The 26,584-nt window shown below is 69.8% G+C and carries 25 protein-coding genes; 14 read left to right on the forward strand and 11 right to left on the reverse strand.

Annotation, left to right across the window (positions count from 1 at the left end; translation table 11 throughout):
- From ACYVAQ_RS09405 to ACYVAQ_RS09415, 3 genes are read right to left on the reverse strand one after another with little or no spacing between them, the layout of a single operon-like run.
- On the reverse strand, positions 1-588 hold the full coding sequence (locus tag ACYVAQ_RS09405; protein ID WP_460788612.1) for a DUF3043 domain-containing protein: 588 nt from the start codon (positions 586-588) through the stop codon (positions 1-3).
- Between the two features lie 30 nt (positions 589-618).
- Entirely contained in the window at positions 619-1,794 is a 1,176-nt protein-coding gene (gene nadA, locus ACYVAQ_RS09410; protein ID WP_460788614.1) for a quinolinate synthase NadA, read from the reverse strand.
- A gap of 55 nt (positions 1,795-1,849) precedes the next feature.
- The gene (locus tag ACYVAQ_RS09415) at positions 1,850-2,713 is read right to left on the reverse strand and encodes a GNAT family N-acetyltransferase (protein ID WP_460788616.1); all 864 of its coding nucleotides are present in this window, start codon (positions 2,711-2,713) and stop codon (positions 1,850-1,852) included.
- Positions 2,714-2,736: 23 nt separating this feature from the next.
- Between ACYVAQ_RS09415 and ACYVAQ_RS09420 the strand changes: the two genes are divergently transcribed.
- From ACYVAQ_RS09420 to erpA, 3 genes are all read left to right on the forward strand, one after another.
- On the forward strand, positions 2,737-3,840 hold the full coding sequence (locus ACYVAQ_RS09420) for a glycerate kinase family protein (RefSeq protein ID WP_460788618.1): 1,104 nt from the start codon (positions 2,737-2,739) through the stop codon (positions 3,838-3,840).
- A 64-nt stretch (positions 3,841-3,904) separates the two neighbouring features.
- A complete protein-coding gene (locus ACYVAQ_RS09425; RefSeq protein WP_460788620.1) occupies positions 3,905-5,014 on the forward strand; it encodes an NAD(P)-dependent alcohol dehydrogenase in 1,110 nt (369 codons plus the stop codon).
- Between the two features lie 67 nt (positions 5,015-5,081).
- Positions 5,082-5,519 (forward strand): iron-sulfur cluster insertion protein ErpA, encoded by a 438-nt coding sequence (gene erpA / locus ACYVAQ_RS09430; protein WP_460788622.1) that lies wholly within the window; start codon positions 5,082-5,084, stop codon positions 5,517-5,519.
- A gap of 117 nt (positions 5,520-5,636) precedes the next feature.
- Here the strand turns inward: erpA and ACYVAQ_RS09435 are convergent, their stop codons facing one another.
- Entirely contained in the window at positions 5,637-5,840 is a 204-nt protein-coding gene (locus ACYVAQ_RS09435; RefSeq protein WP_460788624.1) for a hypothetical protein, read from the reverse strand.
- Positions 5,841-6,011: 171 nt separating this feature from the next.
- On the opposite strand from ACYVAQ_RS09435, the gene ACYVAQ_RS09440 reads away from it, so the two are divergent.
- Entirely contained in the window at positions 6,012-6,944 is a 933-nt protein-coding gene (locus tag ACYVAQ_RS09440) for a carbohydrate kinase family protein (protein ID WP_460788706.1), read from the forward strand.
- Here ACYVAQ_RS09440 and ACYVAQ_RS09445 read toward each other — a convergent pair.
- Both ACYVAQ_RS09445 and ACYVAQ_RS09450 read right to left on the reverse strand, forming a co-directional pair.
- Entirely contained in the window at positions 6,937-7,167 is a 231-nt protein-coding gene (locus ACYVAQ_RS09445) for a sulfurtransferase TusA family protein (protein ID WP_460788626.1), read from the reverse strand. The two genes, ACYVAQ_RS09440 and ACYVAQ_RS09445, sit on opposite strands and share 8 nt — an antisense overlap.
- A gap of 31 nt (positions 7,168-7,198) precedes the next feature.
- Complete coding sequence (locus tag ACYVAQ_RS09450; protein ID WP_460788628.1) at positions 7,199-8,305, reverse strand: cysteine desulfurase family protein; 1,107 nt, start codon at positions 8,303-8,305, stop codon at positions 7,199-7,201.
- A 127-nt stretch (positions 8,306-8,432) separates the two neighbouring features.
- Between ACYVAQ_RS09450 and ctaC the strand changes: the two genes are divergently transcribed.
- The 6 genes from ctaC (at position 8,433) to ACYVAQ_RS09480 (ending at position 15,830) form a co-directional block, all read left to right on the forward strand.
- Entirely contained in the window at positions 8,433-9,320 is an 888-nt protein-coding gene (ctaC, locus tag ACYVAQ_RS09455) for an aa3-type cytochrome oxidase subunit II (RefSeq protein ID WP_460788630.1), read from the forward strand.
- Positions 9,317-11,026, forward strand: a complete 1,710-nt coding sequence (gene ctaD, locus ACYVAQ_RS09460; RefSeq protein ID WP_460788633.1) for an aa3-type cytochrome oxidase subunit I — start codon at positions 9,317-9,319, stop codon at positions 11,024-11,026. The genes ctaC and ctaD overlap by 4 nt, the downstream gene beginning before the upstream one ends.
- Positions 11,026-11,478: a cytochrome c oxidase subunit 4 gene (locus tag ACYVAQ_RS09465; RefSeq protein ID WP_460788635.1), complete on the forward strand. Its 453-nt coding sequence runs from the start codon at positions 11,026-11,028 to the stop codon at positions 11,476-11,478. The genes ctaD and ACYVAQ_RS09465 overlap by 1 nt, the downstream gene beginning before the upstream one ends.
- 245 nt (positions 11,479-11,723) lie before the next feature.
- Entirely contained in the window at positions 11,724-12,926 is a 1,203-nt protein-coding gene (locus ACYVAQ_RS09470; protein ID WP_460788636.1) for a L,D-transpeptidase, read from the forward strand.
- A gap of 82 nt (positions 12,927-13,008) precedes the next feature.
- Entirely contained in the window at positions 13,009-14,475 is a 1,467-nt protein-coding gene (locus ACYVAQ_RS09475; RefSeq protein WP_460788638.1) for a methyltransferase domain-containing protein, read from the forward strand.
- On the forward strand, positions 14,472-15,830 hold the full coding sequence (locus ACYVAQ_RS09480) for a hypothetical protein (protein ID WP_460788640.1): 1,359 nt from the start codon (positions 14,472-14,474) through the stop codon (positions 15,828-15,830). Before ACYVAQ_RS09475 ends, ACYVAQ_RS09480 begins: the two co-directional genes overlap by 4 nt.
- 78 nt (positions 15,831-15,908) lie before the next feature.
- Here ACYVAQ_RS09480 and qcrB read toward each other — a convergent pair whose 3' ends face one another.
- From qcrB to ctaE, 4 genes are read right to left on the reverse strand one after another with little or no spacing between them, the layout of a single operon-like run.
- The gene (qcrB, locus tag ACYVAQ_RS09485; RefSeq protein ID WP_460788641.1) at positions 15,909-17,603 is read right to left on the reverse strand and encodes a cytochrome bc1 complex cytochrome b subunit; all 1,695 of its coding nucleotides are present in this window, start codon (positions 17,601-17,603) and stop codon (positions 15,909-15,911) included.
- A gap of 4 nt (positions 17,604-17,607) precedes the next feature.
- On the reverse strand, positions 17,608-18,717 hold the full coding sequence (gene qcrA, locus ACYVAQ_RS09490) for a cytochrome bc1 complex Rieske iron-sulfur subunit (RefSeq protein ID WP_460788644.1): 1,110 nt from the start codon (positions 18,715-18,717) through the stop codon (positions 17,608-17,610).
- A complete protein-coding gene (qcrC, locus tag ACYVAQ_RS09495; RefSeq protein ID WP_460788646.1) occupies positions 18,714-19,595 on the reverse strand; it encodes a cytochrome bc1 complex diheme cytochrome c subunit in 882 nt (293 codons plus the stop codon). The genes qcrA and qcrC overlap by 4 nt, the downstream gene beginning before the upstream one ends.
- A 43-nt stretch (positions 19,596-19,638) precedes the next feature.
- Entirely contained in the window at positions 19,639-20,292 is a 654-nt protein-coding gene (ctaE, locus tag ACYVAQ_RS09500) for an aa3-type cytochrome oxidase subunit III (protein WP_460788648.1), read from the reverse strand.
- Between the two features lie 76 nt (positions 20,293-20,368).
- On the opposite strand from ctaE, the gene ACYVAQ_RS09505 reads away from it, so the two are divergent.
- From ACYVAQ_RS09505 to ACYVAQ_RS09520, 4 genes are all read left to right on the forward strand, one after another.
- Entirely contained in the window at positions 20,369-21,328 is a 960-nt protein-coding gene (locus ACYVAQ_RS09505; protein ID WP_460788650.1) for a cytochrome c oxidase assembly protein, read from the forward strand.
- 9 nt (positions 21,329-21,337) lie between these two features.
- Positions 21,338-21,748: an Rv3143 family two-component system response regulator gene (locus ACYVAQ_RS09510; RefSeq protein ID WP_460788652.1), complete on the forward strand. Its 411-nt coding sequence runs from the start codon at positions 21,338-21,340 to the stop codon at positions 21,746-21,748.
- Complete coding sequence (gene trpD, locus ACYVAQ_RS09515; protein WP_460788654.1) at positions 21,745-22,770, forward strand: anthranilate phosphoribosyltransferase; 1,026 nt, start codon at positions 21,745-21,747, stop codon at positions 22,768-22,770. The genes ACYVAQ_RS09510 and trpD overlap by 4 nt, the downstream gene beginning before the upstream one ends.
- A 197-nt stretch (positions 22,771-22,967) precedes the next feature.
- Entirely contained in the window at positions 22,968-25,202 is a 2,235-nt protein-coding gene (locus ACYVAQ_RS09520; RefSeq protein ID WP_460788656.1) for a hypothetical protein, read from the forward strand.
- On the opposite strand, the gene ACYVAQ_RS09525 is transcribed toward ACYVAQ_RS09520, so the two are convergent.
- The gene (locus ACYVAQ_RS09525; RefSeq protein WP_460788658.1) at positions 25,199-26,536 is read right to left on the reverse strand and encodes a hypothetical protein; all 1,338 of its coding nucleotides are present in this window, start codon (positions 26,534-26,536) and stop codon (positions 25,199-25,201) included. The genes ACYVAQ_RS09520 and ACYVAQ_RS09525 overlap by 4 nt on opposite strands.
- Positions 26,537-26,584: the final 48 nt, after the last annotated feature.

Below are 26,584 nucleotides of genomic sequence, written 5' to 3' on the forward strand. Positions count from 1 at the left end.
CTACTTCGAATAATCTTCCGGGAGCTGCTGGCCGACCTTGACCCGGGCCTTGGGCATCCGGAGGAACTTCATCTGCATCGAGCGGGTCGCGGCGTAGAAGGTCGCGCCCTTCGTCGACTGGTCGGGGAAGCGCAGCTTCAGGTGGCGGCGCAGCCGGATGCTGAGCAGCAGGATGTCGATGACGACGAACAGGAAGGTCACCATCAGCACCAGCGAGCTCGCGGTCCGCAGGTTCTGGTTGCCGCTCCAGCCGAGGAACAGCGAGACGACCAGCAGCGGGATCAGCATCTCGACGATGGAGAAGCGGGAGTCCACGAAGTCGCGCACGAAGCGTCGTACCGGACCCTTGTCGCGCGCCGGGAGGTAGCGGTCGTCGCCGGTCTTCATGGCCTCGCGCGCCTTCTGCTGCGCGGACGTCCTGCGCTGACGGTCGGCGGCGGCCATCTCCTTGCGGGTCCGCGGAACCTTGGCGCGCTCCTTGGCCGCGGCCTCCGCCTCCTTGCGGGTCGGCGTCGGGCGGCCCTTGCCGCCCTCCTTGGCCGCCTGGTCCGCGGCAGGTACGGCGTCGGACTTGGTCCGCTTGAACATCGGTTGCTTCCTAACTCGGGTGGTGCCGGCTCAGTCGCGGTGCGTCTTGCCGGGGAGGTCGAGCATCCGCTGCAGAGCCGTGAGGGCGTCGGCCTCGGTCTGCGGGTCGACCTCGATCCGGTTGACGACGTTGCCGGCGACGAGGTTCTCCAGCGCCCACACGAAGTGAGGGAGGTCGATCCGGTTCATCGTCGAGCAGTAGCAGACGTTGCGGTCGAGGAAGACGATGTTCTTGTCCGGGTGGGCGTTCTTCAGCCGCTGGACGAGGTTGAGCTCGGTGCCGATCGCCCAGCTGGAGCCGGCGGGCGCGTCCTCGATCGTCTTGATGATGAACTCCGTCGAGCCGACCAGGTCTGCCTTCAGTACGACCTCGTGCTGGCACTCCGGGTGCACGATCACGTTGAGCCCGTCGATCTTCGCGCGCAGCTCGTCGATCACGTCGGCCGAGAAGCGTCCGTGGACCGAGCAGTGGCCCTGCCACAGGATGATCTTCGCGTCCTGGACCTGCTGCCGGGTCAGGCCGCCGTTGGGCTTCAGCGGGTTCCAGACCACGCAGTCCTCGAGGCTGTAGCCGAGCTTGAGCACGGCTGTGTTGCGCCCGAGGTGCTGGTCGGGGAGGAAGAGGACCTTGGTGTCCGCGCCCTTCTGCTGGAAGGCCCAGTCGAGGGCGACCTCCGCGTTCGACGAGGTGCACACGACACCGCCGTTGCGGCCGCAGAACGCCTTGATGGCGGCGCTGGAGTTCATGTAGGTGACCGGGACGACGAGGTCCTGGACGCCCGCCTCGGCGAGCGCCTCCCAGGCCTTCTCGACCTGGAAGATCCGGGCCATGTCGGCCATCGAGCAGCCCGCGGCCAGGTCGGGCAGCACGACCTGCTGCTCGGCGGTGGTGAGGATGTCGGCGGACTCGGCCATGAAGTGCACGCCGCAGAACACGATGTACTCGGCCTCGGGCCGGGCCGCCGCGTCGCGCGCGAGCTTGAAGGAGTCGCCCGTGACGTCGGCGAACTGGATGACCTCGTCACGCTGGTAGTGGTGACCGAGGACGAAGAGCTTGTCGCCGAGTGCCTCCTTCGCGGCGCGGGCGCGCGCGACCAGGTCGGGGTCGGACGGCTCCGGCAGGTCGCCCGGGCAGTCGACGCCGCGCTCCGACAGCGGGTCGATGCCGCGGCCGAGCGGAAGCAGCGGAAGGTCCACGGTGCTCATGCCCGAATCCTATTGCGGCATCCGAGCAGCGCCGATTCGCGTCCGGCGGCGCCGGTCAGAGCAGCGCGCCGTTGTGGATGTACGTCGTGGGCGGCTCCATCCCGCGCAGTCCCAGGAAGCCCCGCGGTGCCTCCGCCAGCCCGACCCGCAGCGCCATCTCGCGCGCCCACGCGTTCGCGGCCGTGACGTGGTGCAGGGCGAAGTCCTCGCCCGCCGCCCGCAGCGCGTGGGCGAGCAACCGCTCGGCGCTCGCCGACGAGCGTGCGGCGAGCAGGGCCACCGACCGCCCGTTCGTGTAGGCGTAGCCGGAACGATCCGCCAGGACATACAGCGGGCCGGCGGCATCGAGCGCCGCGCGGTCCGGGGCGTGCGAGCCGCCCCGCAGCTCGCGATCCAGGTCGTCGATCCAGCCGTGGTCGGCGACACCTCCCTCGCGGATCCCGCTGACGCTGGGCAGGGAGCCGCGGTCGATCGACCCGTGGAAGGACGCCTGCGCGGTCAGCGTGAACCCTGCGGCTTCGTAGCGTCGGTAGGCCTTCGGGTCAGCGGTCGCCGACAGCATCCAGCGCGGGCAGGGCTCGGCGTAGGTCAGCGCGGCGTCGAGCAGCCGCCGGCCGACGCCGCGACCTTGCAGCGCCGGCCTGACGGCGTACGTCGCCAGGCACCACACCTGCTCCCGGCGGTACCCGGTCGCGAAGCCGACGACCTCGCCGTGCTGCTCAGCGACGACGCACCCGCCCGGATCGGTCGCCACGGTGGTCGCCGTGCGGGCGATCCAGTGCGCGGTGTGCTCCGCGGTCCGCCGCCGGGGCTCCGGGAGCCCCGGCCGGTGGATCGCGCGGTCGACGGCGAGGAACGCGTCGTCGCTGATCGCCGCGCAGACCGGCACGTCCTCGACGGTCATCGCGCGGATCTCCACCTGGCCAACCCTAGGGTTGCCGCATGCGAGTCCTCGTCGCCCCCGACAAGTACGCCGGCACCCTGACCGCCGTCGAGGCGGCGGAGGCCATCGCCGAGGGCTGGCGCCGGCACTCGCCCGGCGACGACGTCGACCTCGCGCCGATGTCGGACGGCGGACCCGGCTTCGTCGACGTCGTCCAGGCGGCCGTCGGGGGTGAGCTCCTGGCCACGGCGGTGACGAGCCTGCCCGACCAGGACGTCCAGTACGACGCCCTTCCGGCAACCCTGCTCCGGGTCGAGGACACCGTCTACCTGGAGTGCGCGCAGGCGGTCGGCCTCGCCGTGGCCGGTGACTCGGACCCGGTGCGGCGCAGCAGCCACGCCGTCGGGGTGCTGCTCGCCCACGCCCTCGAGGCCGGCGCCCGACGGATCGTGGTCGGCGTCGGCGGTACGGCGACCACCGACGGGGGAGCCGGCCTGCTCGCCGCCCTCGGTGCGTACGCCGACGGCGGGGACCTCGACGACGGACCGCACGGCCTGACGACGATCGAGGCGGTGGACCTGAGCGGACCGCAGGCCCTGTTCGCCGGCGTCGAGCTGGTGCTGGCCAGCGACGTCGACAGCCCGCTCACCGGCCTGTTCGGGGCGGCGAAGACCTTCGGCCCGCAGAAGGGCCTCGCCGAGGCGGACCTGCCCTGGGTCGACGTCACCCTCCAGCGCTTCGCGGACCTCACCGACAAGCGGCTGGCGCTCGAGCCGGGCGCCGGAGCGGGCGGGGGCATCGGGTTCGGGTTGATGCTGCTGGGCGCTCAGCGGGTCTCCGGCGTCGACCTGGTCGCCGAGCTGACCGACCTCGCAGCCCGCGCCGCCGCCGCTGACCTGGTCGTCACCGGTGAGGGCGCCTTCGACTTCAGCAGCCGAGCCGGGAAGGTACCGGCCGGCGTCGCGGCGGTCGCCGCCGAGGCCCTCCGGCCGTGCGTCGTCATCGCCGGGCGGGTGGACGTGGGCGCGCGGGAGATGCGGGCGCTGGGCATGGACGCGGCGTACTCGCTGGCGGAGAGCGCGGGCCACGACCGCGCGCTCGCCGAACCGGCCGCCGTCCTCGCCGAGGTCGCCGAGCGGGTCGCCCGGACCTGGTCCCGATAGCGCAGTTCTGAAACGTGTTCTAGTTTGGTCCCATGACTGACGACCTGTCGCCGGAGTGCGAGGCATGAGGACCACCGTCGCCCTGGTCGAGCAACCGGGCGGACCGTTCGTCCTCTCCGAGGTCGAGCTCGACGACCCTCGTCCTGACGAGGTGCTGGTCCGCGTCGTGGCGACGGGTCTGTGCCACACCGACCTGACGGTCCCCACGATGCTGCCCGCCGAGATGTTCCCGATGGTGGCGGGCCACGAGGGCGCCGGCGTCGTCGAGGCGGTCGGCGCCGACGTGACCGGGATCGAGGTCGGCGACCACGTCGTGATGAGCTTCCGCTCCTGCCGCGCGTGCGCACCCTGCCGGGCCGGTGACGTCGGCTACTGCGAGCAGTCGCTGCTGCTCAACTACATGGGCATGCGGGCCGACGGCTCTACCACGATGCGCCGCGGCGAGCAGACCGTCCTCGGCAGCTTCTTCGGCCAGTCCAGCTTCGCCCGGCACGCGTTGGCGTACGCCGACAACTGCGTCGTCGTCGACAGGTCGCTCGACCTGACCCGGCTGGCGCCCTTCGGCTGCGGGTTCCAGACCGGGGCCGGCGCGGTCCTCAACCTGGTGCTCGGCGGCGCGGACCCGACGCCGGGAACGAGCCTCGTCGTCTTCGGCGCGGGTGCGGTCGGCCTCGCCGCCGTCGCCGCCGCCCGCGGCGCCGGCATGGAGACGGTCGTCGCCGTCGACCCGGTCGCCTCACGCCGCAAGGTCGCCGAGGGGTACGGCGCTGTCGCGCTCGACCCGACCGACGACAGCTCCCCGGTCGAGGAGCGGGTCAGGGCGGCGGCCGGTGGTGGGGCGACGTACGCCATCGACACCACCGCGATCCCCGCCGTGGTGCTGCAGGCGCAGCACTCGCTGCGGCCGAAGGGCCTGCTCATCGCGCTGGGCCTCGGGGCCGCGGAGTACACGATCGACGCGATCGACCTGCTGCAGTCGGGAAAGGTCGTGCGCTCCTCGATGGAGGGGGAGTGCGACCCGCTGACGGCGGTCCCCGAGCTCGTGGCGCGTCGGGGAGACGGTCGGTTCGATGTAGACGACCTGATCTCGACGTACCCCTTCGACCGGATCGCCGACGCGGTGGCCGACAGCGCCGCGGGCACCGTGATCAAGCCGGTTCTCGTCTGGGAGTGAGGGAATAACCGCCGCTGTGCGACCATTGGTCTAGTTGAAAAGTTCTGCTCGACGAGATGGAGTCACCATGAGCGACGGATGCGGCTGCGGCCACAGCCACGGCGCGACCACCGAGACCCCGGCGACCGCTGCGGGCGCGACCCAGACGGTCGCCGCCCCGGTGCTGACCGACCGCCGCGAGGACCAGATCAACGTCAGCCCGGTTGCGGCTGCGAAGGTCAAGAGCCTGCTGGAGCAGGAGGGTCGTGACGACCTCCAGCTGCGCATCTCCGTCCAGCCGGGCGGCTGCAGCGGCCTGCGCTACCAGCTGTTCTTCGACGAGCGCACCCTCGACGGCGACGTCGTCACCGACTTCGACGGCGTGTCCGTGGTCGTCGACCGGATGAGCGTCCCCTACCTCAACGGTGCGGTCATCGACTTCGTGGACACGATCGAGAAGCAGGGCTTCACGATCGACAACCCGAACGCCACGGGCTCGTGCGCGTGCGGGGACTCCTTCCACTGACGCGAGACCCGGATTTTGGTTTCTCGAGATCCGGAAAATGGCTGAGGCCCCACGACGTGATGTCGTGGGGCCTCAGCCATTTTCCGGATCTCGAGAAACCAAAATCCGGGTCTCGCGCTAATCGAAGATGGCAGCGGCGAGGCGCTGGGCGGCCTCGGAGATCTCGATGCCCTTCTTCGGCAGGTCCTGGGCGAACTCGTCGAAGTGGATGCTGGGGGCGGGCCGGACGGCCTTGGCCGCGGCGCTCTGGAGCCGACGGGTGACGGCCTCGCAGTCGGTCTTCATCTGGGCGAGCGGGGCGAGCTCCTCGTACGGCGTCATGCCTCGACGCTAGGCGTTACCGCGGGGTAGACCCAGCCGTACCGATCGGTAGCTTCAGGAGTTTTCGCCCGGTTAACAACGCGTGCGATTTCGGGCCGCGTAGGGTTGCGGCCCGTGACTGCTCCCAACGGCCCCCTGCTCATCGCCGGATCGATCGCGACCGACCACCTGATGACCTTCGGCGGGAAGTTCGCCGACTCGCTGGTCGCCGACCAGCTCGACAAGCTGTCGGTGTCCTTCCTCGTGGACGACCTGGAGGTACGCCGCGGTGGCGTCGCCCCGAACATGTGCTTCGGCCTCGCCAAGCTGGGCCTGCGCCCGGTCCTGGTCGGTGCCGCGGGCGAGGACTTCGCCGACTACCGCTCCTGGCTGGAGCGCAACGGCGTCGACTGCGACTCGGTCCACATCTCCGAGAGCAAGCACACCGCGCGCTTCGTGTGCACCACCGACAGGTCGATGGCGCAGTTCGCGTCCTTCTACCCGGGCGCCATGAGCGAGGCCAGCCAGATCGAGCTGCTGCCGATCGTGGAGCGGGTCGGCACCCCGTCGTACGTCCTGGTCGGTGCGGACGACCCCGAGGGCATGCGCCGGCACACGCACGAGTGCCGTCAGCGCGGCTACGCCTTCATCGCGGACTGCTCCCAGCAGCTCGCCTTCGCGGAGGGCGACCTGATCCGGGACCTCATCGACGGCGCCGCGATCCTGTTCTCGAACGAGTACGAGTCGCACGTCATCGAGAAGAAGACGGGCTGGACGGCCGGCGAGGTGCTCGACCGGGTCGGCCTGCAGGTCACCACGCTCGGCAAGGACGGCGTCCGGGTGACCGACAAGGACGGCCTCAAGCTCGAGGTCCCGGCCGCGGCCGACGTGACCGCGATCGAGCCGACCGGGGTCGGCGACGCCTTCCGCTCCGGCTTCCTCGCCGCGCTCGCCTGGGGCCTGGGCCTCGAGCGCGCCTGCCAGGTGGGCTGCGTCCTCGCCGCGTACGTCGTCGAGACGGTCGGCACCCAGGAGTACGACTTCACGCCCGAGCAGTTCGTCGCCCGGATCCGCGCGTCCTACGGCGACGAGGCCGCGACCGAGGTCGCCGAGCACGTCAAGTAGCGCGTCGCACCACGTAGCGGGGGTCGCCGGCCTCGGTGACCTCCGCTCCGACGTACTCCTGGCCGCGCATGCGGCACCAGGCAGGGACGTCGTACTGCGCGGCCGGGTCGCGCGCGACCACGGCTAGCTCCTCGCCGACGGGCACGTCACCGATCGCCTTGGCCAGCTCGATGATCGGGCGCGGGCAGGGCTGGTCCCGGCAGTCGATCTCGCGCCTGCTCACAGGTCCACCAGCTTCCTGGGCGTTCACGAACTCACAGGCCCGCTCCACGACGGATCTCGGTGACCACCTCGGTCACCGCCGCGCAGAACCTGTCGACGTCGGCGTCGGTGGTGTCCCGGCCCAGCGACACCCGCACGTTGCCGTGGGTCAGCGCGCCCATCGCAGCGAGCACGTGGCTCGGCTCGAGGGTCGAGGCGGTGCAGGCAGAGCCGCTCGCGACGGCGAAGCCGCGCCGATCCAGCGCCGAGACGAGCTCGTCGCCGGCGACGTACAGGCACGAGAAGGTGACCAGGTGCGGGAGCCGGCCGACGGGGTCCCCGAGCACCTCGGTGTCCGGCAGCCCGCCGAGCGCCTGCCGGATCCGCTCCACCTGGCGGAACTGCCGGTCCGCAACCGTCTCCTGCTCCGCCAGCACCGCCTGGAGGGCCGCCGCCGAGGCCAGGGCCGCCGGCACGTCCGCGAACCCGGGTGCGTCCAGCCCCTCGTCACCGGGGAAGGGCGTCGACCACCGGGTGCCACGGCGTACGACGAGCACACCGACCCCCGCCGGTCCGCCCCACTTGTGCGCGGAGGCCGTCAGGACGTCCCAGCGGCGGGGGAGCGGCGTCCGTCCGGTCGAGGCCGCCGCATCCACGAGCAGAGGTACGCCGGCGGGCAGGTCGAGGTCGTCGACAGGCTGCAGCGTCCCGACCTCCTGGTTCGCGTGCTGGACCGCGACGGCGGCCACACCGGGGGTGGCCGCTGCGGCCCCGACCTCGACGGGGTCGACCCTGCCGAGGGCGTCGACGGGCACGCTGACGTGCGGTCCGGGACGCCACTGGGCGGCGTGCAGGACGGCGGAGTGCTCGATCGCGGAGTGGACGATGCCGCCGCCGGCCGGGACCAGGCCCAGCAGCCCCCGGTGCACCGCATCGGTCCCGGACGCCACGAACCCGACCTCGTCGGGGTGCGCCCCGAGGCAGTCGGCGACCACGGCCCGGGCGTTGTCCAGCAGCAGCCGCGCGTCGCGGCCCTCGTGGTGGAGCCGTCGCGGATCGGCGTACCCCCGATCCAGCGCCGCGAGCATCACCTCGCGTGCCGCGGGGTGCAGGGGCTCGGTCGAGGCGGTGTCGAGATAGCGCCGCGAAACCGGTTCCACACGTCGAGATTAGGACATGGCGAGGGGCGGGCGACGCGACCCGAATCGAAACCCGACCCTGCGGTCACCGGGCCCACGGATTCCGATACTCTTCGGATGTTCTGACCCTCGAGAGGAAGGCTCGTTCGTGGGCTTCAAGCTCCCCGAGCGCACGCGGGTGTCCCGTCGGCGGCTGCGCCGGCCGGTCCTGCTCGCCGGCTTCGTCGTCCTGGCGTTGAGCCTGAGCGGCTGTGCGACCGACAACCAGTGGGAACGCTTCGGCATGCCGCAGCAGGCCAGCACCACCGGCCAGCACGTCCTCGCCCTCTGGCAGGGCGCATGGATCGCAGCGCTGGCGACCGGTGTCGTCACCTGGGCGCTGATCCTCGGGTCCGCCTGGTGGTTCCGCCGTCGCAGCGACGACGAGATCCCGGTCCAGACCCGGTACAACCTGCCGATCGAGATCTTCTACACGATCTTCCCGATCATCATGGTGGTCGCCTTCTTCGCCCACACCGTGCGCGTGCAGAACTTCGCTCTCGAGGTCAGCCCGCACCCGGACGTGACCGTCAACGTGGTCGGCCAGAAGTGGGAGTGGACCTTCAACCAGACGGTGCCGTCGGGCCCGGACAAGGGCAAGAACGTCTTCGTGTCCGGCACCGGTGAGGACATCCCCACGCTGGAGATCCCCGTCGACAAGACGGTGCTCTTCAAGCTGTACAGCCCCGACGTCATCCACGACTTCGGCATCCCGGCCTTCGGCATGCGGATGGACGTCGTGCCGGGCGAGCACAACCAGTACCAGATCACCCCGATCGCCACCGGCACCTATGACGGCAAGTGCTACGAGCTCTGTGGCACCTACCACTCGCGGATGCTGTTCAACGTCGAGGTCGTCAGCTGGGACCAGTACGTCGCTGACATGGCCAAGCTCGCCACCAACCCGGCTCACGTCTCGGGCCAGCCGGTGCTCGGTGGGTCGTACGCGAGCACCCCGTACCTGAACGGCAACACCCTCGAGGGAGGCTCCGAGTGACCGCCACCGCCGCTCGCTCCGCCGACACGGTCGAGCGCAAGCCCCTGGGCAAGCTCCTCGTCCGCGCGCTCACCACGACCGACCACAAGCTGATCGGCAACCTGTACTTCGTCACGGCGATGTTCTGGTTCATCGCGGCCGGCATCATGGCGCTGATCATCCGCGCCGAGCTCGCCTACCCGGGCCAGCAGATCGTGAACGAGGAGCTCTACAACCAGCTCTTCACCATGCACGGCACGATCATGCTGCTGCTGTTCGCGACGCCGCTGTTCTTCGGCTTCGGCAACGCGGTGATGCCGCTCCAGATCGGTGCCCCCGACGTCGCGTTCCCGCGACTCAACATGTTCAGCTACTGGCTGTACCTGCTCGGCGGCCTGATCGCGGGTGCCGGCTTCTTCACCCCGCAGGGCGCGGCCTCCTTCGGCTGGTTCGCCTACACGCCGCTCTCGGACTCGGTGAACAGCCCGGGCGCCGGCGGTGACCTGTGGATCATGGGTCTGTGGATGGCCGGTCTCGGCACCATCCTCGGCGCGGTCAACTTCATCACCACGATCATCTGCATGCGTGCTCCTGGCATGACCATGTTCCGGATGCCGATCTTCGTGTGGACCGTGCTGATCACCGCGATCCTGGTCCTGGTGGCCTTCCCGATCCTCGCGGGTGCCCTGCTCTCGCTGGAGGCCGACCGCCAGCTCGGCGCCCACGTCTTCGACACCTCGACCGGTGGCGCGATCCTGTGGCAGCACCTGTTCTGGTTCTTCGGTCACCCCGAGGTGTACATCATCGCGCTGCCGTTCTTCGGCATCATCTCCGAGGTCCTGCCGGTCTTCAGCCGCAAGCCGATCTTCGGGTACGTCGGCCTCGTGGCCGCCACGCTCGGCATCGCGATCCTGTCGGTGGCCGTGTGGGCGCACCACATGTTCGTGACCGGCGCGGTGAACCTGCCGTTCTTCTCCGGCATGACGTTCCTGATCGCCGTGCCGACCGGCGTGAAGTTCTTCAACTGGATCGGCACCATGTGGGGCGGGTCCATCAGGTTCGACACCCCGATGCTGTGGGCGATGGGCTTCCTCACGACCTTCCTCTTCGGTGGTCTGACGGGCGTCATCCTGGCCAGCCCGCCGCTGGACTTCCACGTCTCCGACTCGTACTTCGTGGTCGCGCACTTCCACTACGTCGTCTTCGGCACTGTCGTGTTCGCGATGTTCGCCGGCTACTACTTCTGGTGGCCCAAGCTGACCGGCAAGATGCTCGACGAGCGGCTCGGCAAGATCCACTTCTGGTTGCTGTTCATCGGCTTCCACACGACCTTCCTGGTCCAGCACTGGCTGGGCATCGAGGGCATGCCGCGTCGGTACGCCGACTACCTGCCGGGTGACGGGTTCACGACGCTCAACCAGATCTCGACGCTGGGCTCGTTCATCCTCGCGACGTCGTTCATCCCGTTCTTCTACAACGTCTGGATCACCAGCAAGAAGGCGCCGATGGTCAACACCGACGACCCGTGGGGCTGGGGCCGTTCGCTGGAGTGGGCGACGAGCTGCCCGCCGCCGCGCCACAACTTCCACAGCCTGCCGCGGATCCGGTCGGAGTCCCCGGCGTTCGACCTGCACCACCCGGAGATCGCCGCCATCGAGATGGACGACGACCTGACCGAGCTCGTCGACACCACGGGCGACACGATCAAGAAGGACGGACACGCCTGATGAAGGTCGAGAGCTGGATCTTCGGTCTCACCACGGTCTTCCTGATCCTGGTGACGCCGGCCTACTGGCTGGTGACGGACGCAGGCACGCACTGCGGCCACGTCGCCGACGCGAGCGGCAGCTACCACTGCGGTGACTGGACGGGCACCTCCGCCCTGATCATGACCACGCTCCTGTGCTCCATGGTCACCCTCTACCTGGGCTTCCACGCCAAGCGCATGGACGCCCGACCGGAGGACCGCAAGGACGGCGAGATCGCGGAGGGCGCCGGCGAGCTCGGCTTCTTCCCGCCGTACTCCTGGTGGCCGATGTGGTGTGGGCTGGCGCTCGGCGTCATCGTGTTCGCCGTCGCGATGAAGGCCTACTGGCTGATCATCATCGGCGTCGTGCTCGGAGCCCTCGCCCTCAGCGGCATGGTCTTCGAGTACTACCGGGGCGAGCACGCCCACTGATATATCGGCCGAGCGTGTCGCCGCTATCGGTGTCTCCCTGGGTTCTCCCCGTCACTTCGTTCCGGTGAGAACCCAGGCTCGTCACCGGCGGCGACACGCTGCCGGCCTTGGGGCGGCTCCGTCGTTTGTGCGTGCGTGAGGAGGTACGACGCCTCGGGACGGCTCCTGGTTGCACCCCGACGGCGTGAGATGTCCGACTGCTCGCGGATCCCTGGTCCGGAGGTAGGCGCAGTTATCCTCATCCGGTGCGCAAGACTCTGAATTTCCCGAGCGGGCCGACCGTCGCCGTGATCGGCGTCGCCGTGCTGGTCCTCGCCGGCTGCGGTACCGGCGAGAAGGCCGCCAGCGGCCCTGGAGCCGCCTCTGGCGGCACGACCGGGGTTGCAGCGGACACCACCGCCGTCGTGTCGGCGAACGTCCGCAAGGGCGCCCGTGACGTGCCCGTGTCGACCTTGGTCTCGGTGCACGCCGAGCACGCGACGCTGTCGTCGGTGAAGCTCAGCTCCGCCAAGGGTGCCGTGGCCGGGGCCCTCGCCAAGGACGGCCGCTCGTGGACCGCCGGAGACCGGCTCGAGCCGGCGACGTCGTACACGCTGACCTCGATGGGCACCGACGAGGCGGGGCAGACGGTCACGCGCACGGCCCGCTTCACCACCCAGGCGCTGACGCTGCAGCAGCAGACCTACCCCTCGATCGCGCCCCTGCAGGGGGAGACGGTCGGTGTCGGCATGCCGGTCATCGTGACCTTCGACGTGCCGGTCACGGACCGCAAGTCGATCGAGAAGAACCTGCACGTCTCCTCGACCCCCGCGCAGCCGGGGAGCTGGCACTGGATCAGCAGCAACGAAGTGCGCTGGCGCCCGAAGAGCTACTGGAAGCCGGGCACCCACGTGCAGGTGTCGGCGGACGTCAACGGCGTCGACGCGGGCAACGGCATCTACGGCCAGCTCGACAAGGACATCAGCTTCGACGTCGGTGCCGCGCACATCTACAAGGTCAACACCAGGACCGACCAGATGCGGGTCTACTCCAACGGCAAGCTGCTGCGGACCATCCCGATCACGACCGGCCAGCAGCCGGCGTACACCACCCGCTCGGGCACGAAGGTGATCATCGAGAAGTTCGCGTCCAAGGACATGAACTCCGAGACGGTGGGGATCACCGGCGCGGACGCGTACAACATCAAGGGCGTCAAGTGGGCCATGCGGCTCACCTACTCGGGTGAGTTCATCCACGCCGCTCCGTGGTCGGTCGGGTACCAGGGCCACGCCAACGTCTCGCACGGGTGCACCGGCATGAGCACCGAGAACGCCGGGTGGCTGTTCGCGATGAGCCGCCGGGGCGACGTCGTCGAGTACACCGGCACCTCGCGGGCCATGGAGCCGACCAACGGCTACGGCGACTGGAACATCCCGTTCCAGCAGTACAAGGCGGACTCCGCGCTCTGAGAAGCAACGGGATGAGCAATCCTTTCCGTCGATCTGGCGGGGGCAGGTGCGCTCTCCTTGGTCGGGATGGAAGTCTCGTCCCATGACGCACACTGCACCCCGCATCGGGATCGTCGTGGTCGCCTACAACGCGGAGCGCAAGCTCCTCGCGACCCTGGACCGCATCCCGGAGGAGTTCCGGACCCGCCTCGACGAGGTGATCGTCCTCGACGACGCCAGCGACGACGACACGATCGCCAAGGCGCGTGAGTGGGCCGAACGGGTCTCCGACCACACCGCCGTGGTCGTGAGGCACACCAAGAACCTGGGCTACGGGGGCAACCAGAAGGCGGCGTACCGGATGGCCGCCGAACGGGGCCTCGACATCGTCGTGCTGCTGCACGGCGACGGCCAGTACGCGCCAGAGCTGCTCCCGCTGATGGTCGAGCCCATCATCGCCGGCGAGGCCGACGCGGTCTTCGGGTCGCGGATGATGACGCCCAAGGCCGCGAAGGCCGGCGGCATGCCGGCGTACAAGCGGCTGGGGAACCGGGTGCTGACCGGCTTCGAGAACCGGATGCTGGGGACCTCGCTCAGCGAGTTCCACTCGGGGTACCGCGCCTACCGGGTGGCGGCCCTGCAGGAGCTGCCGATCCAGAACAACACCGACGACTTCGACTTCGACACCCAGATCATCATCCAGCTGGTCGATGCCGGGAAGACGATCGTGGAGATCCCCATCCCGACCTACTACGGCGACGAGATCTGCTACGTGAACGGCATGCGCTACGCGCGCGACGTGGCCAAGGACGTCGTCGAGTACCGGCTGAGCAAGGCGGGCTTCGGGACGAGTCGGTGGGTCACGCCGCAGCCCGAGTACGCGCTGAAGATGTGCGACGGGTCCTCGCACCGGCAGATCCTCGATATCCTCGACGTCGACGTACCGTTGTCGATCCTCGACCTCGGCTGCGGTCCGGGGGAGCTCGGCGCCCAGGCAGCCAAGCTCGGCCACCGCGTGACCGGCGTCGACGCGACGGAGTCCGAGGGTGTCCGCGACAGGCTCGACGCGTTCTTCCTCGCCGACCTGACGGAGGGCATCCCGGACGAGGTCGGGCAGGGGTACGACGTCGTCGTGCTCGCCGACGTCATCGAGCACGTCCCCGACCCCGAGGCGCTGCTCCGGGCGGCGCGCGAGCGGCTGCGGCCGGGCGGGCGCGTGCTGCTCTCGGTGCCCAACGCGGCGCACTGGTACCCCCGCGCGCGGATGGCGACCGGGCTCTTCGGCTACGACCAGCGAGGGATCCTGGACGAGACCCACCTGCGCTTCTTCACCCGACGGACGCTGCGCCACCTCGTCACCCGAGCAGGGTTCGACATCCTCGCCGAGGACGTGACGGGGATCCCGTTCGGCGGCGCGGACGAGACCGGCGAGGGCACGCTGTTCACGCGCATGAACCGGGCTCTCGCGAAGGCTCGGCCGCAGCTGTTCGCCTACCAGTTCGTGATGCAGCTGACCCCGCACGTAGCGCAAGAGGTCGTCGACATCTACGAACCCGCCGAACGTCCGTGACGGGGGAGGGGGGCCGCGCGTCGGTACCGGGTGGGCTGCGCTCGGTCGAGCCCCACCTGCTGCTCGGCGTGCTGCTGGTGGCTCCGAGCATCCTGCTCTCGAGCATGTTCGAGCTGCAGATCGTGGGCCAGCTGCTCGCCGCGGCCCTGGCGGCGACCCTGCTGCTCGGCCGGCGCGTGGTCGGCCCGGTCAGCGTGGGTTTCGCGGCGGTCGTGCTGCTCGCGCTCTGCTGCGTCGACGTCGTGTCGTGGAGCGGTGCCGACCTCACGATGCCGATGGGGGTGGCACGAGCGATCGGGATCGGCCTGTTGGGCGCCGTGGTAGCGGCCGCGGCGGCCGTCGTGACCGGCCGTCGCCGGCTGGCGCTCGCGGCAACGGTCCTGGCCCTGGTGGGTCTCGCCTCCTTCGGGTTGGCGACCGACACGGTGATCGACGTGCTGGTCTTCCTCCGCGACAGCGCCCACGGGATCCTGCACGGGCGTGATCCCTACGCGATGACGTTCCGGAGCCCGTTCACCGACAAGGAGAACGCGCGCTTCTACAGCCCTGCCGTGCTGAGCGGCCACACGGTGACCGCGGGCTTCCCCTACCCGCCGGTCGTCCTGGTCGGTGCGTGCCTCGGATGGCTGCTCGGCGACGTACGCATCGCGGCGGTGCTCGCGCTCGTCGCGACGGCCGTCGTCATCCACACGCTCCGTGGAGCGGCGCCCGCTGCGTTCGTGGTCCTGCTGCCCGGACTCGTGTGGGTGCTCGCCCACGGCTGGGTGGAGCCGATCGCGGTGCTCCTGCTCGCGCTCACGGTCGTCTCCTTCATCCGTGGCGACCGGATGGCACCGGTGTGGCTCGGTCTGCTCCTGGTCTCGAAGCAGTACTTCGTCGTCGTGCTTCCGCTGCTGCTCCTGCTGCACCGCCCCGGGACCCGGGGGAGGGACGCCTGGCGTCCGGTCGTGGTCGCGGTGGCGACGGGCGCGCTGACGCTCCTCCCGTTCGCGGTCTGGGACTTCCACGGTCTCTGGCGCAGCCTGGTCGAGTTCCAGTTCCTGCAGCCCTACCGCGCCGACTCGAACTCGCTCCTGGTCTGGCTGGTGAACCGCACCGGGTGGCCGCCGGCGGCGGTCTACGGCGTCCTGCCGCTCGGCGCCGGTCTCGTGGTCGCCTGCTTCCTCGCGTGGCGCGCGCCGCGGCACCCGGCGGCCTTCGCCGCTGCGATCGCCCTCACCCTGACCGTGCTGATCACGCTGTCGAAGCAGGCGTTCTCGAACTACTGGTTCTTCGTCGCCGGCGCCCTGATGATCGCGGCGCTGACCTGGGACGTCTCGGAGCGTGCGACCCCGGAGGCGGATCGCACGCGCTGATCCGTCGGACCGCGGCACCGACACGAAAACGACAGGGCGGCGGCACCCTCGGGGTGCCGCCGCCCTGTTCTGTGCGGATCAGTGACCGACGGTCGGACCGTGCCGGTTGGGGCCGATCGCGATCGTCTCCTCGATCTCGTGCAGCTCGTGCTCGGCGTGGTGCTGAGCCTCGTGGAGCTCGGCCGGGGTCACGTTCGGGATGTTGTCCGCGAAGTACAGGCGCTGGAGTCGCGCCCGCAGCTTCGGGAACTTGCCCGTGTACTCGGCCTCGTCCTCCTCGATCTGCTCCTCGTCGAGGTAGGTGTCGGTCGTCCGCGCGGTGAGCGCGTAGGCCTTGCCCTCCGGGAGCGGCAGGTGCTTCTCGGCGTACCCACCGGCCGCGGTGCGGACGAGGACGCCGGACTCGAAGCCGTGGAGCAGCTTCTCGTGGTCCGCACGCTGCAGCGAGATGCACCACCGACGCGTCACGATGAACGCGATCGCCGGGAGGATGAAGATCGCTCCCCGCAGGAAGTAGGTGATCTCGTTGATGCTCATGTGGAACTTGATCGCGATGATGTCGTTGCCACCGGCGGTCCAGGCGCAGGCGTAGAACGTCATCAGCGAGACCATGATCGCGGTCCGCGTCGGGGCGTTGCGCGGGCGCTGCAGCAGGTGGTGCTCGCGCTTGTCACCGGACACCCAGTTCTCGATGAACGGGAGCAGGATGAGCACGACCAGCAGCGTCGGCGGAGCGATCAGGATCGGGACCATGATGTTCCACGAGATCGTGTGACCCCACAGGTGCGTCTCCCACGCCGGCATGATGCGCAGCAGGCCGTCGGGCCAGCCCATGTACCAGTCGGGCTGCGAGCCCGCGGTGACCTTGGACGGGTCGTAGGGGCCGAACTTCCAGACCGGGTTCAGCGAGAACAGGCCGCCCAGCAGGGCGATGGTGCCGAACACGATGAAGAAGAAGCCGCCGGCCTTGGCCATGTAGACCGGGAGCATCGGGTAGCCGACCACGTTCTCCTCGGTGCGGCCGGGGCCAGGCCACTGCGTGTGCTTGTGGTAGACGAGCAGCATCATGTGGGCCGCGATGAGACCCAGCAGGATGCCCGGGATCAGCAGGATGTGGATCGAGTAGAGCCTGGGGATGATCGCGCTGCCCGGGAACTCCCCGCCGAACAGGAAGAACGACAGGTAGGTGCCGACGATGGGGGAGGCCTTCATGAAGCCGTCCGCCGCGCGGACGCCCGTGCCGGAGAGCAGGTCGTCGGGCAGGGAGTAGCCGGTGAAGCCCTCCAGGGTGCCCAGCAGGAGCAGCAGGCAGCCGATGACCCAGTTGACCTCACGCGGCTTGCGGAACGCGCCGGTGAAGTAGACGCGCATGAGGTGGATCATCATCGACGCGATGAAGATCATCGCCGCCCAGTGGTGCATCTGCCGGAGCAGGAGACCGCCGCGCACGTCGAAGGAGATGTTCATCGCCGAGGCGTACGCCGAGGACACCTCGATGCCGCGCAGCGGCGCGTAGGAGCCGTTGTAGGTCACCTCGGACATGCTCGGGTCGAACCACAGGGTCAGGAACACACCCGTCAGGAGCAGGACCACGAAGCTCCACAGGGCGATCTCGCCCAGCATGAAGGACCAGTGGTCCGGGAAGACCTTGCGCAGGTTCTTCTTCGCGAGGCTCGCGAGACCGAGCCGCTCGTCAGCCCAGTTGGCCACGACGCCGGCGGTCTTGCCGCCGCCGGTCACCGTCGCCGGCTTCGTACCGTTGGTCTTCGCCACGGTCTCAGACGTGCTGATAGTAATCACGCTCCCAGAAGCTAGGTCCGACCGGTTCGTCGAAGTCACGCTGTGCGACCAGGTACCCCTCGCTGTCGACCGTGATCGGCAGCTGGGGGAGCGGGCGGCCGGCCGGGCCGAAGACGACCTTGCCCGAGTTGGACAGGTCGAACGTCGACTGGTGGCAGGGGCACAGCAGGTGGTGGGTCGTCCGCTCGTTCAGCGAGATCGGGCAGCCGACGTGGGTGCAGATCTTGGAGTAGGCGACGATGCCCTGGTAGCTCCAGTTGGCGGTGGAGTTGCCGTTGACGTCCTTGCCCGGCTTGATGTCCGCAGGGTCCATCCGGAGCAGGATGAGCGAGGCCTTCGACTTCTGGACCTGCAGCTCGGTGCCCTCCACGAGCGCGGGGTCGATGCCGTAGCGCTCGGGATTCTTGTAGGCGTCGGGCTGGCAGTTGACCAGGTCGCCGATCTCCAGGTCGGAGGCCAGGATCGGCGTCCAGATGGCGTCGCGGACGATGCGCATCGGGTGCTCCGGCGTACCCATGCCCCAGATCGTGTGGTACAGCTTGTCGCCCGGCAGCGGGCCGAGGTCGCGCAGCACCAGGATGGCGGGTACGCCGACCAGGCCGACCGCGCCGAGCAGCGAGTTGCGGATCAGGGGGCGACGGGCGATGCCCGCCTCGTCGAGGCCCTGGGCGATCGCGGCGAGCGTGCCCTCGCGGGCGTCGTCGTCGGAACGCGCCGGGTGGCGCAGCTCGCTGATCTCGTGGTCACCCATGAGCTTGCGCGCCCACTGGATGATGCCGATGCCGATGAACAGCAGGGCCAGGCCGAGCGTCAGGCCGAGGGCGATCGTGGAGACGCCGTGGCCCAGCCACACCGTCCAGTGCTCACCGACGTGGAAGACGAAGTACGAGACGACGAAGAGGATCGTGCACAGCGCGGAGAGGCCGAAGAGGCCCGCGACCTGGCGCTCGGCGCGCTTCTCGGCGTGCGGGTCGACGTCGGTCGGCCGCCAGACATGCTCAGGCAGTCCCGGGTCGGCGATGGGCCCGGCCTGGACCAGCTCGCCTCCGTCAGACTCGCCACTGGTCGGCGGAGTGTTGTCGGTCACGCCGAAGCACCGTCCTTCTTCTTGGTCGTGCGCGTGGTGTGGGCCGCGATCCAGACGGCGAAGCCGACGAGGAAGCCGAGGCCGACCACCCATGCGATGAGACCCTCGCTCACCGGGCCGAGACCGCCGAGGGTCAGGCCGCTGTAGCTGGGCGTCTCGTTGAGGTTGTTGAGGTAGGCGATGACGGCCTTCTTGTCCTCGGGCGGGATGTTGCCGTCGGAGAAGGTGTCCATCGACTGGGGGCCGGTGAGCATCGCCTCGTAGATGTACTTGGAGTCGACGCCGCGGATGCGGGGAGCGAAGCCGCCGCGCGGCATGGCGCCGCCGGAACCCTCGAAGTTGTGGCAGGCGGTGCAGTTCGCCAGGAAGATCTGGCCACCACGCTGGACGAGCTCCTCGACCTGCGACTGCGACATGCCCTCGGTGGAGTACATGCCGGTGTCGGGGATCGCCGGGCCGGTGCCGAGCGAGGCGACGTACGCCGCCAGGTCCGCGATCTCGGACTCGCTGAAGACGGGCTCCTTGCGCACGGCCTGGACACCGGGCTGGGCCATCGGCATGCGGCCGGTGCCGACCTGGAAGTCGACGGCGGCGGCGCCGACGTCGGTCAGGGCCGGGCCGTACTGGCTGCCGCCCTGGGTGAGGACGCCCTCACCGTTCTGGCCGTGGCAGAACGCGCAGCTGACGAGGAAGAGCTGACGGCCCTTCTCGACCTGCGCCTGCTTCGCGGCCGCGGAGTCGGAGCTGGCCTGGGCCGGCGAGAAGGCGGCGTACAGGCCTCCGGTGAGGAGGAGGCCGAGCAGCAGCACCACGAGGCCGGCGATCGGGCCGCGGCGGTACCGCGACAGGCGACCGGCGGAGCGGTTCAGGAGGCGCACATTCAGTCCTTGCTGGTCCGGTGGGAGCTGGTCAGTTCAGGGGTCACTTGACGAGGTAGATCGTCGCGAACAGGCCGATCCACACCACGTCGACGAAGTGCCAGTAGTAGGACACGACGATGGCGCTGACCGCCTGCTCGTGCGTGAACCGCTTGGCGACGTAGGTGCGACCGAGCACGAAGAGGAACGCGATGAGACCGCCGGTCACGTGGAGCCCGTGGAAGCCCGTGGTCAGGTAGAACATCGTGCCGTAGCCGTCGTGCGGGATGGTGATGCCCTCGTGGATCAGCGCGGCGTACTCCTTGGCCTGGCCGCCGATGAACATCGCGCCCATGACGTAGGTGAGGATGAACCACTCGCGCAGGCCCCACTTCATGACGTCGAAGAGGGAGCCCTGGCGCGACACCTGGCCACGCTCGGCCGCGAAGACGCCCATCTGGCAGGTCAGCGAGGACAGCACCAGGATCGTGGTGTTCACCGACGCGAACGGCACCGCGAGGTGGGAGGTGTTCTGTGCCCACATGTCGCTGGAGACCGCGCGGATCGTGAAGTACGACGCGAACAGGGCCGCGAAGAACATCAGCTCGCTGGACAGCCAGATGATCGTTCCGACGGCCACCATGCTGGGTCGGTCGTGCTGGCCGTGCAGGCGCGAGGCAGGAAGGGTTGCCGATGCAGAAGTCGCCACGGGCGTCATTATTGCCTGACCCGTGGCTCATGGCATCCCGACCCCCTGGAAACGGTCTACTTGATTCGGTGCCTACGCTCGACTGGTGTCGAGTGCTCTGCTCCCGGCCAGCATCCAGCCGCTTCCCCCGCTGTCCTGGCACACCTCGGTCAGCCTGTGGTCGATGGACCCGCTGGCCACCGTCCTGACGGTCTGGGCGGTCGGTCTGTACGCCGTCGGGGTGGTCACGCTGCGGCGACGGGGAGACCGCTGGCCGATCGGCCGGACGATCGCGTGGCTGGTCGGGTGGCTGGCGTTCTACGTGGCGACCTGCTCGGGGTTCGCGACGTACGACCTGACCCTGCTCAGCGTGCATATGGCCCAGCACATGGTGCTCTCGATGGCGGTGCCGCTGTCCCTGGCGCTCGGCGCCCCGGTCACCCTCGGCCTGCGCACCCTGCCGCCGATGCCGCGCCGCTGGCTGCTCGCGGTGGTCCACTCGCGCGTGGTGAAGGTGTTGTCCTTCCCGCCGCTGGCGTTCCTGCTCTACGTGCTCTCTCCGTGGGCGCTCTACTTCTCCGGCTGGTACACCGCCTCGCTGCACAGCGCCTACGTCCACGAGCTGATGCACGGCCACCTGGTGCTCGTCGGCAGCCTGTTCTTCTGGCCGCTGGTCGGCGTCGACCCGATCCCCGGCCGGGTGGACCACCCGTTCCGGGTGCTGCTCGCGGTGCTGACGCTGCCGTTCCACGCGTTCCTGGGGATCACGATCATGAGCCAGGACAACCTGATCGGCGGCTCCTGGTACCCCGACCTCCACCGGATCGACCCGTGGCTGCCGACCCCGATGGCCGACCAGCACCTCGCGGGCGGGATCCTCTGGGGCTCCGGGGACGTCGTGGGGCTCATCTTCTTCGTGGTCCTGTTCGTGCAGTGGGTGCAGTCGTCGATGAAGGAGGCGAAGCGGGAGGACCGCCGCCTCGACCGCCTCGAGGCGCAGGAGCGCGCCCGGAAGGCGAGGAACACCGCGTTGCACCAGCAGGCCGCGACGCACCGGACCGAGTAGGGTGCACGCGTGAGCAGCCCCAAGCCGCTGAAGGTGCTCGTCTACAGCGACGACGTGCACACCCGCGAGCAGGTCATCCTGGCCCTGGGACGGCGTCCGCACCCGGACCTCCCCGAGCTGGAGTACGTCGAGGTCGCGACCGAGCCGGTCGTGATCCAGAACATGGACGCGGGCCACATCGCGCTGGCCGTCCTGGACGGCGAGGCCGTCCCGGCGGGCGGCATGGGTATCGCCAAGCAGCTCAAGGACGAGCTGCGCGACTGCCCGCCGCTGCTGGTGCTGACCGGCCGCCCGCAGGACGCCTGGCTGGCGACCTGGTCGCGCGCGGACGCCGCCGTACCGCACCCGATCGACCCGCTGCACCTCGCCGAGGTCGTGATCGCGCTGCTGCGCGAGCGCGTCCCCGCCACGGCGTCGTGAGCGCTTGGCCGGAGGTCCTCGACGCCGTCGTGTCGGGGCGCGACCTGGCGCCCGAGCAGGCGCGGTGGGCGATGGGGGAGATCCTCGCCGGCGACGCGACGCCGGTCCAGATCGCCGGGTTCGCGGTCGCCATGCGGGCGAAGGGCGAGACCAGCGACGAGCTGCTGGGCCTGGTCGACGCCATGTACGACGTCGCCACCCCGCTCTCGGTCTCGGGCCGCACGCTGGACGTGGTGGGCACCGGTGGTGACCGCTCGTTCTCGGTGAACGTGTCGACGATGTCCGCGATCGTCGCGGCGGGCGCCGGTGCCCGCGTCGTCAAGCACGGCAACCGCTCGGCGTCCTCGAAGGCCGGCACCGCGGACGTGCTCGAGGAGCTCGGCGTCCGCCTCGACCTGCCCGTCGACCGGGTCGGACCGGTCGCCGAGGAGGCCGGGATCACGTTCTGCTTCGCCCCGGCGTTCCACCCGGCGCTGCGGCACGCGGCCGTGCCCCGGCGCGAGCTCGGCATCGGGACCCTGTTCAACCTGCTCGGCCCGCTCGCCAACCCGGCGAAGCCGCGCGCCCAGGCGATCGGCTGCGCCTTCGACGGCAAGGCGCCGGTCATGGCCGGCGTGTTCGCCCGCCGCGGCGCGGACGCGTGGGTGTTCCGCGGCGACGACGGGCTCGACGAGCTCACCACGACGACGACCTCGCAGGTCTGGGCCGCCCACGACGGAGCCGTCTCCTCGTTCACGGTCGACCCGACCGAGCTCGGCCTCCCGTTGGTGACCGCTGAGGACCTCCGGGGCGGCGACGCGGCGTACAACGCCTCGGTGGTGCGCGCCCTGCTCGCGGGGGAGACCGGACCCGTGCGCGACGCCGTGCTCCTCAACGCGGGGGCGGCGCTCGCCGTGTACGACGCTCCCGGCGAGCCCCACCTCGACGCGCTCCGGGCCGGGATGGCCCGGGCCGCGGACGCCATCGACACGGGCGCTGCCGCCGCGACCCTGGACCGCTGGGTGGCGGCGGCCTCGGCCTGACGCCAGGGGCAGATGGCCCGTGGCTTAGTCAGATCTGACTAGGCGGAGCGGCGGATCGACCGTGCCGAAGTCCTGCGTCGGCCACCTAGCGTGGCGCGCAAGGGACTATCGGGGAGGAATTCGCCGTGACGAGTAATCGTTGGGCTGCTCTGGCGTGCGCCGCATCGCTCGGGGGAGCAGCGCTCGGGATCGTATCGATGGCTGCGCCGGCTCACGCCGATGTGACACCGAGCGATGCCACGACCGCACTGGACCTCCCGTCGGGGGTGACGGCCGTCGTCGCCGGCAGCGGTGTGGTCAGCACCCAGCCGTTCAACGACTTCCCGTCGGCTGGTTCGAGCTACCTGACGTTGTCGACCGGGGATGCGAGCCAGGTGTTCGGGAGCGCGCAGGACGCGCAGCTCAGCACCGACGTCGGCAACGACGGACAGCCCGACAGCGCGAGCGTGACCTTCACGGTGTCCCAGGCGTCCAACGCCCAGTGCCTGCTCGTCGACTACGCGATGGGGACCGAAGAGCCGGTCCACACCTACACGACGGCCTCTCCGAGCGACACGCTCTCCATCGTCAAGACCGGAGACGTCGCCCAGTACGCCATGAATGCCGGCAACGCGTACTTCAGCCAGGATGGCTACGATCCCGCGCCGAAGCCGTACGCCGTCAACGCGATCAACTACTGGCACGCTCCCGGTGATCCGACGGACGCGGCCCCGGGCGCGTACTCAGCCACCGAGATCGCACCACGCCTCCCGGGCGTGACCGGCATCAACGACTGGACCAGCCGGGACACGGCTCGGGTGCCGCTCGATCTCTCCGGAGGCGATGCCACGGTCACGCTCTCGGTGAGCGACGCGACCAACGGCGACCTGGACTCGGTCGCGACCGTCGACCACGTCCGGCTGCTGACCACCGGGTGCTCCAACGGCACCGGCGTCGAGCCGAACCCGGCCAACAACGGCGGGGTGATCGGCGGCATCAAGCAGGTGGGCGCGCAGCTGTACTACGACCCGGTGCCGAGCACGTCGGTCATCGAGGGTTCGGCCGACCTCGCGAACGGCTGGCGCTCACCGTCCAACGTGCCGGTCGAGCTCCGTTACCGCTGGTACCGGACGACCGCGAGCACCGGGCACACCGGCGACATGAACAGCTGGACGGCGATCCCGGACGCGGATCGCCAGTCGTACGTCCCGACGGCCATCGACTGGGGCAAGTACCTGATCGTGCTGGTGTCCGGCGTCGTCGACGGCCGGCGCATCGAGACGTACCCGTCGACCGGGACGGCTACCACGTGGTACGTCACCACGGCGATCGAGAAGGGCACCTTCGAGTCGGGCAGCGCTCCGATCATCACAGGGCCCGACGGGCGCACCGCCGGGGTGGGAGACGTCCTGAGCGCCCAGATCGACAACACCTTCCCGCGCCAGGACTCCTGGACGTGGCAGTGGTTCGCGAACGGACTCATGATCTCGGGTGCCACGGCGCAGACCCTGACGCTGGATGCCGCCCAGGCGGGCAAGACGATCACCGTGAAGGCCACGGCGGTGCGGGACAAGTTCGACTCGAAGTCGTGGACGAGCAACGGCTACGGTCCCGTGACGTACGAGGAGTTCGGCGCCGTCGGCAAGCCGACGATCGTCACGGACGGCACCCCGACGGTCGGCGAGACGGTGAACGTCGATCCCGGAGCCGGGTGGTCGCCTGCGCCGACGTCGTACTCGTACCAGTGGAAGCGGAACGGCACCGTGATCTCCGGGGCGACGCTGTCCGCGTACACGCTGAAGGCGGCGGACGCGGGTGTCCAGCTGACCGTCGCGGTCTCGGGCGTGCTGCCGGGCTACCGGCAGGTTCCCCAGGACAGCGACCCTGTCGCGGTCCTGGGGTCGACCCAGCTCGGCGCGACGCCGACGGTCAGCGGCAGCGCCCAGGTCGGCCAGACCCTCACCGGTACCGTCGTGGGCTGGGACCCGTCCGGAGCCACCCTCCGCTGGGACTGGTACGCCGGCGGGACCGTCGTCCAGACGGGCAGCAGCCACACGCTGAAGGTGCCCGCGGCCGCCGTCGGTAAGGCGATCACCCTGCAGGTGACCGGAACCCGGACGGGTTACGCCCCGCTGACGAGGGCGAGCGCGCCGACGTCGATCGTGACCCGCGGAGTCCTCACCAGCGCTCAGCCGAAGATCATCGGACTGGCGAAGGTCGGCGTCACCCTGTACGTGTCGAAGGGCTACTGGGGGCCGACCGGCGTCGCGCTCAGCTACCAGTGGAGGATCAACGGGAGTGCCGTGGCAGGAGCCGCGGGCAAGGCGTCGACCTTCCGGGTCCCGAACTCGGCCCGCGGCAAGAGGATCACGGTCTCCGTCACCGGACGGCTGTCCGGCTACACGACGGTGACCCGGACCAGTCCAGCGACCGCGAAGGTGCTGCACGCCTAGTGAGAGGCCCGGCGCGCAGGGCCTCGTAGGAGCTCGCGCCCGCTGGCGGTGCGTTCGACCACCCATCCCCGGGCGACCAGCGCAGAGGCGAGGGGTGTGCTGATCGGCAGCAGCGCGTCATGGATGCCGAGCCTGCGCAGCGTCCTGTCCCAGCCCGGTTCGAGTGCGAACATGGCGAGGTACGTCCTGAGGTCGTCGTCGGTGTAGACGTCGAAGTAACCGTGGAAGGGGATATCGAGCTCGGGGTGCGTCCAGAGCAACGGGCCACCATCCGGCCACGTGGTGAGCAGGGGTGTCGCCGCGGGGAGCATGGCCAGCTCCTGGTCGAAGTCGTGGGTGTAACCAGGCGGCTCGGTGGCACGGTGGGGCGCGATCACTGCGACGGCGAGCACGACGGCGGTGCACAGGGACGTCGCGACGATGCGCTCGCCCCGGCTGACCTCCACACGGCTGCCGATCGCTGCCTGCAGCCGTGGTGCCAGCGTCGGGAGCAGGATGCAGACAGCCACGGGAAGCGTGCGGTCGGAGTAGACGGCGAAGACTGAGCTGAGGCCCAGGCTGGCGATCTCGTACCAGGAAGCATCGCGCGAGTGGATCAGGAACAGGGCGGTCAGCGCCAGGAGCCCGAGGGCGACGGCGCCCGTCACGCTGGTGAAGTCGGGAGCGGCCCACTCGGGGATGTAGGCGCGTCGTCCGTTCACGGCGAGGACGGCCGAGACCAGACGCGGCCCGACCGGGGTCAGCAGCGCGATGCTCAGCGATCCGAGGCCGACCAGCAGCGCTCGCGGTCGCTGGGCCCGCGAGGCGACGAGGCCGGCAGCAAGCGCCAGGCTCGTGATCACGCCGAGGATCCACATGCCGTGGACGAGCGCCCAGAACCAGGTGAGGGGAACCAGCAGCCACGGGACGCGTCCGCTGTCGGCTGCACGACGCCACGCCATCGCCGTCCAGGTGATCAGGAGCAGGCTGGCCACCTGCGGTCGCGCGGACAGGGACCCGCTCGAGACGACGAGGGCGAGCGCGGTGAGCAGAAGAGCAGGCAGCGGATCGCTGCCGCGACGAGCACTGGCGTACCAGCTCGCCAGCAGAGCGGTGATCACCATCGTCGAGAGCACCGCGACCCCCGCGAGACCGAACGCGTGCTGCACGCCGTACATCCCCAGCTCGGAGAGCCATTGGGTCGGCACCCAGTGTGCGGACGAGTAGCGGTCGAGGTGACCGGGATGCCACGGCTGCCAGCTCCCGGCGAACTTCTCGCCGAAGCGCAGGTGGAAGTAGGTGTCCGGGTTGGTGAGCGGGCCGGAACCGCTGGCGATCAGCTTGCCGGCCAGCACGACCGCTGCGACAGCCGGAGCGATCCAGGTGATCAGGCGGGAACGACG

Source organism: Nocardioides maradonensis (genome assembly GCF_054777115.1).

Coding starts and splice junctions, on each gene's coding strand:
- ACYVAQ_RS09435 (WP_460788624.1), bottom strand. CDS start 5,840: ATGACGCCGTACGAGGAGCTCGCCCCGCTCGCCCAGATGAAGACCGAC.
- ACYVAQ_RS09440 (WP_460788706.1), top strand. CDS start 6,012: ATGACCTTCGGCGGGAAGTTCGCCGACTCGCTGGTCGCCGACCAGCTC.
- ACYVAQ_RS09420 (WP_460788618.1), top strand. CDS start 2,737: ATGCGAGTCCTCGTCGCCCCCGACAAGTACGCCGGCACCCTGACCGCC.
- ACYVAQ_RS09475 (WP_460788638.1), top strand. CDS start 13,009: ATGACGCACACTGCACCCCGCATCGGGATCGTCGTGGTCGCCTACAAC.
- ACYVAQ_RS09465 (WP_460788635.1), top strand. CDS start 11,026: ATGAAGGTCGAGAGCTGGATCTTCGGTCTCACCACGGTCTTCCTGATC.
- erpA (WP_460788622.1), top strand. CDS start 5,082: ATGAGCGACGGATGCGGCTGCGGCCACAGCCACGGCGCGACCACCGAG.
- ACYVAQ_RS09520 (WP_460788656.1), top strand. CDS start 22,968: ATGGCTGCGCCGGCTCACGCCGATGTGACACCGAGCGATGCCACGACC.
- ACYVAQ_RS09425 (WP_460788620.1), top strand. CDS start 3,905: ATGAGGACCACCGTCGCCCTGGTCGAGCAACCGGGCGGACCGTTCGTC.
- nadA (WP_460788614.1), bottom strand. CDS start 1,794: ATGAGCACCGTGGACCTTCCGCTGCTTCCGCTCGGCCGCGGCATCGAC.
- ACYVAQ_RS09405 (WP_460788612.1), bottom strand. CDS start 588: ATGTTCAAGCGGACCAAGTCCGACGCCGTACCTGCCGCGGACCAGGCG.
- ctaE (WP_460788648.1), bottom strand. CDS start 20,292: ATGACGCCCGTGGCGACTTCTGCATCGGCAACCCTTCCTGCCTCGCGC.